Genomic DNA, 7,789 nt, shown 5'->3' on the forward strand with positions numbered 1-7,789 from the left:
ACCATCAGGGCGACGATGCTCGGCAAAAAGCGCGAGGACGAATCGCTTTCAAGAGGGAGGTGCGATGGAGGTGCGCGAAATGCCATGATCGTGTGTTGGTCCTGTTGATCCCGTGTTTACGAAGCTTGGACTTGGTGTGGCGGGTTTCAGCCGCTGTTGGTGACGTCGTGCAAGGTACCACCTTCGAGCAACCATTGGGTATGGCCAAACCGCCGGACAAGTTGCCGGTTGTGGGTTGCGATCAGAACGGTGGTGCCGAGTTTGTTGAGCTCTTCAAACAGATAGAGCAACCGCATGGCGATTCGGTCATCGACGTTCCCGGTCGGCTCATCGGCCAGAAGCAGGGCGGGGCGGCCAATGACGGCGCGCGCGATGGCAACGCGCTGTTGCTGCCCGCCCGACAGGCGTGATGGCACTGCGTTGATATGATCGCCAAGCCCGACCCATTCGAGAAGTTCGGTGACGTTTTTGCGAATCTGCAGGTCTTCGACACCGGCGACACGCAGCGGCAGGGCGACGTTTTCAAAGGTCGTCAGATGGTTGATCAGCCGGAAATCCTGAAACACCACGCCGATCTTGCGGCGAATCGCCGGCAGTTCTTCGCGCGGGATGCGGATATTATCGCGCCCAAAGATCGAAATTTCGCCGCGTGTCTGGCGTAGTGCCAAAAATAAAAGTCGCATCAATGTCGACTTACCCGCCCCCGATGCCCCGGTCAGGAAATGAAAACTGCCGCGACCGAGCGAAAAATTAAGGTCGCGCAGGATTTCCGGCCCGGATTCATACCGGACTCCGACATTCCTGAAACTGACAACGTCGGTCAAAATTCTTGCTCCATCTGGGCGAATGACGGTTGATACATCGGTGTTTATATCGGCTTTCGTCATGATCCGACAGGGTTGGAAAGTAGCCTTGTCGTGACAATATCGAAAATGAATTAACCGGTTTGGGCGGTTTGTCGTCTATTTTGGATACCATTAACAGCCCGATCAGCCAGAGGTTTGATACCCAAATCCGGGCAGCTTCTGTTATCTCTGCTTAACAGTCTGTTAAATCGCCGCTATTTACATATAGTGTAAGGCTTCACTGACGGCACAGGGGGACCGTCAGTCGCAGACAGTTTCACGCCTTCCCCCGTGTTTGATGCCGCCGTCATCGATATGCCAGGTTTGCAATGATCATTACTTGCCCAGAGTGTTCAAAGAAATACTCAGTTAAAACAGAAGCAATCGGTCCGAAAGGCCGAACCGTGCGCTGTAAAAGCTGCGGCAATAGCTGGCATCAGGACCCGCCTGGCGCAAAGAAGCCAGCCCCGGCCCCGGAAAATGATATTCCGGCCCCGTTCAATGAAGAGGGGTCGCTGGGTGCTGATTTCAATGCAGATCAGATGGGCGGTGGGCCGGTTGACCCGGGCTTTGAAGAAGCCGACAAGATCCCCGATCCGCCCCCGATTCCCCAGCAGTTGATTCGCAACAATCCAAAGCCGGAGCCCAAAAAGAAAAAGGGCATTGTCGGCTGGATCATCTTCCTGCTGGTGTTGGGCGGGATTGGTGCGGGTGGCTATTTCGCCAAGGATCAGATCATCGAACTGTGGCCGCCGATTGCCAAGGTTTATGACATGGTCGGGCTTGATGTGCCGCATGTCGGCGAAGGCCTTGATATCCGCGAATTGCCGCCGACCCGCGAAGAAGAGGACGGCGTTGACGTTCTTGTTGTTCGCGCCGAGATCGTCAATATCAGTGAAGAACCGCGTGCGCTTCCTTACCTTCTGATCGAGCTGCTTGATCCGCTTGATCGTGTGGTACAGCGCAAGAAGGTGCCGCTGATTTATGATGAATCGCTGGTTCAGTCCGGGGCGGAAATGCCAATGGTGCAACAGATGTTGCCGGTTGGCGAAAGCATGGAAGTCGAAACCAAGATCCGGCGTCCGAACCCGACGGCGACCCGCCTGCAGGTCACCTTCCTTGACCCGCGCGAGGCGGTTGAGCCCTAAGCGGTTCGCGCAAACATCCTGATTATGAGAAAGGCAGCACAACGCGTGCTGCCTTTTTTGTTTTGGGGGGGGCAGTGGCCTGATCAGAACCGTTTGAGCAAGCGGTCGATATATTCCTGTTCGATCTCCGGGCGTTCGGGATCGCCGGACCGGCGACGTAGTTCCTGCAAGATGCGCCAGGCCCGTTCGAGCGTGTTCACATCCGGAATGGTGGTGGTGCCATCGCCACCGACGGGCCGGCCCAGCGGATCACGGCGCCCGGATCCTTCGAGGTCTTCGAGCATCGGGGCGAGTTGGCTTAAGCCTTCCAGCGCGCGGCTGATTTCGCCAATGCCCTGTTGCAGGGCGTCCATGGCCTGTCGTTGATATTGCAGGGCCTCGTGCGATCGGTTGTTGCCAAGCGCCTCTGCCGCGCCGCGCATGGCATCAATCACCGAATTCATGCCACTGACATCGCCAAACTGGCCAAGACCGGGATCGTTGAGGATTTCACCGGCATCGTCGGCCAGGCCCTGTTGCTGGTTCGCACGCGGGCCATTGCCGTTCTGGGTGGAGGCATTATCGCCTTCATTCATCAGGTCCTGCTGACGGCGCGACAGATCACGCATGCCGTCCAGCATTTCGCGCAGCGTCGATGTGATATCCATACCGCCCTGACCGGTGGTGACCTGCATGTTTTCGACCAGTTCGCGCAGACGATCGATCAACTGGCGGGCCTGATCACGGGCCCCGGCACGCATCAGGGCATCGATCTGATCGATGATGCGTGACAGGTCCTGTTGTTCAAGCGTTGCACTGCCGGGTGGGAGTTCTTCTTCGGCCTGTTCGGGGCTTTCGCGCATCATGGCGGCAAGATATTCATTCAGCGCCTGACGATATTCGTCAATCAGGCGGGCAATTTCGCTTTCGGTGACATCGGGGTTGGCGAGGGCCTCAAGCAGGCGTTCCTCGGCCTCCATCAAATTACGCTCGGCAATGCCGTAGCTGCCACGCTCGATCTCTTCGGCGACATGCCACAGAAGGCCTGCGACATCCTGATGGGTGGCGCGGTTTTGCAGGTTGGACGCCAACCTGCTTTCGGCCACGGAAAGGGTCAGGAACACGCCGAGATGGCCGTTAAAGGCCTGCGGGGCGAACAGGACCGGCAGTAACGCATTATGCATTTCAAGGGCGCGGTCGGGATAGCGCAGCAAACCACGCCGGATATCAATCAGCTTTTGCGCCACCGGATGGCTGAACTCCCGTTCGGGCAGCATCAGGGAACGGATATCGCTTTCACCGCGCTGATCGGCATTATCGTTTGATACCATCTGAATATTGACCGGCAAGCCCGCCCAGGGATGGGCAACAAGGTCAATAAAGCGCGGACCTTCGATGCGGGTCGGCATGGCGCCTGCGCTGCTTGTAACGCCAGCCGCATCGCCCTTGAGATCAATCACCACCTGATCAATCGGGCCATATTGCTTGATCGTGCCTTCTTCGGCCGCGGGCGTGATCACCAGATCAAGACTGGCGAGGCCATAATCATCACTGGCGACGTAATCAAGGCGCACGTGATCGCGCCGGGTGATGGTGGGCGGGCTGACGAAGGAAAGGCTTGGCACATTATCGGCCAGCAATTCGATATCAAGGGTCAGGCGATCATTGCCCCAGACCGATATGCGCCATTGGCCTGGTTGGTCAATGGCGGTGGACAGCACATAGCTGTTCTCGGCCCCCTCGGTAAAGGATTGCGCGCCGGTCGGGGTGGTCAGGGTCGGTTCCCAGATGCTTGTGATGCTGCCATCAAGGGTCGATCCCGCCGGGACCTGAACACGGATGACGTCACTGGTCTTGTCAGATGTCGTATTACCTGTGTTTTCGGATTGGCGGGCACCTGTGGCATCGGCATCGGACAGCGCACTGAACTGCAAGATGCGCGGTATTTGCCCGGTATAGGCCGGTGGGGTGACCCAAAGGGTGGCACTGAAGTCGGCGGCACCAAGGCGCTGAAGCGGGCTGAAGGCCTTTGAAAAGCGTTCCTCGACATGGTCAAGGCCGGTCATCAGGCCGACAAACACCAGCAACACAGGAATAGCGGTCAGGCCAAAACGATCAACGCGGGTAATGGCGGGCAGCGGACGCGACAGCCGGAGCTTTGCCAGTGCGACTTCATGCAGGCCCAGTTGACGCTGCCAGAGGTAGCTGGTCAGTGGGTCGTCGGTTTCGGGGACGTGATCTTCAAGGCTTTGCAGCGGGTTGTTATCAAGTTGGTTGTCCACCTCGATCCGGTGCAGGACGTCCCGGCGCGTGGGCATTTTGAAATTGCGCCACGGGGCGACCACGGCAACCATGACCGCGACCGACAGGACGGACAGCAGCATGATGTGCCCGGTCGCGGGGAGAAGTTCAAACGTTCCGGTCAGGGTCAGACCAACGACCAAAAGCCCGATCGAAAGCGCCGGGATCAGACAGGGCCAGACAGATTCCCACACCATCACCAAGCGCGTCTTGCGCACATGGCGTTCCATCTTGGGATAGGGTGGTATCAACGACATGGGTTCGGTGTTCCCGTTAAACGCGAAGTTCCCTTCTTAGAGTTTGTGGTTGCAGGGGTTCAGGTCAAGTTATTCCGCCGTTATGAGGTAAATAATTAGGTCGCACCCGATGAAAGTTTTCGCGGCATGACGACCGGAGGAGGGGCGGCCTAATCCCCTCATGCGTGCAGGTAGTCACGGAAAATATTCAAAGACCTGCTGATATTCTAATTGACAATGAAAATGCGAATTAATATCAAATAAAAGGTATTTGCCAATTCACGCGTTCAAGATCTGCCATGCATATTTGCAACGTCGAACACTTATATAACGAGCACAACACTTGGTTAAAAACCTGGCTTGGAACGAAACTGGGCTGTGGTTATCAGGCGGCTGATCTGGCGCAGGATACGTTTGTGCGTGTGCTGATGCGGCATGACGAGCTGAAGTCGGTTCATCTTCGGCGTCCGCGTGCGTATCTGAGAGTGATCGCGAAAGGGCTGTTGATAGACCACTTTCGCCGTAAAAGTGTTGAGCGCGCGTTTCTAGAAGCCTTGGCTCTGCTTCCGGAACCAGAGGTGATTTCCCCGGAAGAACAGAAAATTCTTTTGGAAACCATTCAGCTTATAGACGCCGCATTGGACCGTTTGCCCACACAGGTGCGAGAAGTGTTTCTGTTGTCGCAAATTGAAGGGGCGACATACGCCGAAATCGCGTCCCGAATGGATATTTCTACAAGAACGGTCAAAAGATATATGCAAAAGGGCTTTGCCCAATGCCTTTTGGCTATGGCGTAACGCCATGACGTCGAAATCATCCCGTCAAATCATGGAAGAAGCCGCCGGATGGTTAACATCCATGCAGGAAGGTCAATTTGGTGCGGACGAGGAAATGGCCCTGACGGCCTGGCGAAGCAGAAGTCCACAGCATGAAGAGGCATGGCAAAAAGCCCAGAATCTGATGGGTATGATTGATGCTGTGCCCGGGAATATGCGGAAAAAAATATGGGGCCGTGAACGCATCAGCCGGCGTGCCGCGATCAAGGCAATCGCGTCTATCCTGATGTTGGCGCCTGTTTGCAAATTTGCCTGGGATGAATGGCCGGGGCTTTTGGCTGACTACAAGACGGCAACCGGCGAAACCCGGAAGTTCATCCTGCCAGATGGTAGCCAACTCTATTTGAACACCAATTCACACGTTAATTTACGGTTTGACGCAGCTGCCCGGCGGATCGAACTGGTTGACGGTGAGATTTTGGTGCAAACGGCAAAAGCTGGCTCGGCAGGGCATGACAGGCCGTTTATTGTTCAGACCAAATTCGGGACTATCCGCGCCTTGGGAACACGCTTTGCCGTGCGTCAATTTGAACGGGCCGAAATCCGGGTTGACGTTTATGAACATGCCGTTGCGATCAATCCAGCGTCAGCTGAGGCAGAAACACGGATTAACAAAGGCCAGTCGGTTAAATTTAATCCGTCACAAGTTCTTAAGCCGTCGTCACTGCACCGACAGGAACCTTCATGGGTTCAGGGGCAGATTATCAGCGACAATATGAAGCTGGGCGATTTGATTGCGGAAATGTCGCGTTATCGCACTGGTGTTTTGCGCTGTGATCCGGCGGTTGCAGATTACAGGGTTTCAGGCGTTTTCCAACTGGCGCAGATAGATACCGCTTTGAACATTATTGCCAGCAGCCTGCCGGTTCGTATCCGCCGCATATCGCCGTACTGGATACTCGTAACTGAATAATAATCAAAAAAAATCACGCGCCCTTGTCCCCTTTTCGCATCTCGCTCGGCATACCCAATAGAAATGCGAAAAAAGCTTAACGTCATCAAAGGAGACCCTGGGGGATGATGGAATTTAACCATGGTGCGCGGACCAAGAATGGTTTCTGGAGCCGTTCAACCAAATTTGCCGGATCGATGCTTGGAATGGGACTTGGGGGCTTCGGCCTCGGTCTCATGCTGGGAATGCCGCCGGTTAGCGTCGCCTACGCCCAAGAGCAGGCCATTGTCCAGAAGACCTATGAGATCCCGGCTGGGCCTTTGGGGCAGTCGCTCAATACATTTGCGAGCGAAGCCAGAATTACCCTTTCGTTCTCGCCCGATCTGGTGTCGGGAAAGATGGCGCCCGCGCTTTCGGGGGACTATAGCACCGTTGCAGGTTTGCAAACTTTGTTGCTTGGTTCAGGGTTGCGCGTTGTTGATGAAGGTGGCGCATATAAAATAACCAAAAGCGAACAGAGCGCGGTCGTGCTTGCGCCGATCAATGTTTATGGTCGTCAAAAGAATGACAGTGCCAAAGATATTCCACAGCGTGTTCAGGTTGTCGATCATCAGGCTGTTGAATTAACGCAGGCCAATCAGATTGGCGAAGTGATGCGCTTGATCCCGAACGCATCACGTTCGGGATCTTCGCAGGACATGTTTGCGGATAACTACCGAATTCGTGGCTACGATGCGGCACAGTCAACGAACGGTCTTGGTTTTACCCGAACAGATCATCCGACCGATCTTGCCAATGTTGAGCGTATTGAAGTGCTTTATGGTCCGGCGTCTGTGCTTTACAGCCAGATGGAGCCGGGCGGCACAATCAACGTTGTGACGAAACAGCCGCTGCCGTATTTCCATTCGGAGGGCAAAGTCAAAGCGGGGAGCTACGACAGTTACCGGGGCGAATTCGATGTTACCGGCCCGGTTAATGATCGACTGCGGGTCAGGATGAATGCCGCCTATGAGGATAAAGGTTCCGCACTGGATAATTGGGGCTATTCCCATAAATTCTTTGCGCCGAATGTGACGGTCGATTTGACAGATGATACCAACCTGACGATCGAAGGCAGTTACTCGGAAAACGGTTGGACGGCGATCAATGCGGGTACGCCGTTTGCGGGGGCTGTAACGGATAACCCCAATGGCAAATATGCCAAATCGTTCAATGTTGCCTCTGGGGACAGTTTTACGGATCGCGATTCCTATAACGTTAATACGCGCCTTACCCACGCCCTGACAGACAGCCTGGATGCACGGTTCAGCTATAGCTTCACCCGAAATACTTCCGATTTCATGGAGTATTACTCAACCGGGCTGGCTGCGGACAACCGCACGGTTAATCGGCGTGTTTTCATTGGCGAAAATACCCGCAGGGACGATCATGAAGTCATTCTTGACCTGACAGGTGAAGTCGAAACAGGTGCCTTCGAGCACAAGTTTATTACGGGACTGAATTATCGCTATTCCGACGATGACAGGCCCACCAAGATATTCAATGTTGGTTC

The 7,789-nt window shown here is 55.1% G+C and carries 6 protein-coding genes; 4 read left to right on the forward strand and 2 right to left on the reverse strand.

Annotated features, from left to right (window positions below):
• Positions 1–146: 146 nt before the first annotated feature.
• Positions 147–824, reverse strand: coding sequence for a cell division ATP-binding protein FtsE (gene ftsE / locus B4F27_RS11450; protein ID WP_286759709.1), 678 nt, complete (start codon positions 822–824; stop codon positions 147–149).
• A 350-nt stretch (positions 825–1,174) separates the two neighbouring features.
• Here ftsE and B4F27_RS11455 point away from each other — a divergent pair, with 350 nt between their 5' ends.
• A complete protein-coding gene (locus B4F27_RS11455) occupies positions 1,175–1,993 on the forward strand; it encodes a DUF3426 domain-containing protein (RefSeq protein WP_210515088.1) in 819 nt (272 codons plus the stop codon).
• Between the two features lie 83 nt (positions 1,994–2,076).
• On the opposite strand, the gene B4F27_RS11460 is transcribed toward B4F27_RS11455, so the two are convergent.
• Positions 2,077–4,530, reverse strand: a complete 2,454-nt coding sequence (locus B4F27_RS11460) for a DUF4175 domain-containing protein (protein WP_286759710.1) — start codon at positions 4,528–4,530, stop codon at positions 2,077–2,079.
• 278 nt (positions 4,531–4,808) lie between these two features.
• Here B4F27_RS11460 and B4F27_RS11465 point away from each other — a divergent pair, with 278 nt between their 5' ends.
• The 3 genes from B4F27_RS11465 to B4F27_RS11475 all read left to right on the forward strand — a co-directional run.
• Positions 4,809–5,306 carry a sigma-70 family RNA polymerase sigma factor gene (locus B4F27_RS11465; RefSeq protein ID WP_286759711.1) on the forward strand — a complete coding sequence of 166 codons (498 nt, stop codon included), beginning with the start codon at positions 4,809–4,811 and terminating at the stop codon, positions 5,304–5,306.
• A 4-nt stretch (positions 5,307–5,310) separates the two neighbouring features.
• Positions 5,311–6,258, forward strand: coding sequence for a FecR domain-containing protein (locus B4F27_RS11470; protein ID WP_286759712.1), 948 nt, complete (start codon positions 5,311–5,313; stop codon positions 6,256–6,258).
• A 104-nt stretch (positions 6,259–6,362) separates the two neighbouring features.
• The coding region (locus B4F27_RS11475) for a TonB-dependent siderophore receptor (protein ID WP_286759713.1) at positions 6,363–7,789 on the forward strand (1,427 nt) is incomplete at its 3' end.

This window comes from Sulfitobacter sp. UBA1132, from assembly GCF_002311545.1.
Taxonomy (GTDB): domain Bacteria; phylum Pseudomonadota; class Alphaproteobacteria; order Rhodobacterales; family Rhodobacteraceae; genus Sulfitobacter; species Sulfitobacter pontiacus.

Excerpts from the sequence above, each read along its gene's own strand:
- B4F27_RS11455 (WP_210515088.1), top strand. The coding sequence starts at position 1,175 with ATGATCATTACTTGCCCAGAGTGTTCAAAGAAATACTCAGTTAAAACA.
- B4F27_RS11460 (WP_286759710.1), bottom strand. The coding sequence starts at position 4,530 with ATGTCGTTGATACCACCCTATCCCAAGATGGAACGCCATGTGCGCAAG.
- B4F27_RS11465 (WP_286759711.1), top strand. The coding sequence starts at position 4,809 with ATGCATATTTGCAACGTCGAACACTTATATAACGAGCACAACACTTGG.
- B4F27_RS11470 (WP_286759712.1), top strand. The coding sequence starts at position 5,311 with ATGACGTCGAAATCATCCCGTCAAATCATGGAAGAAGCCGCCGGATGG.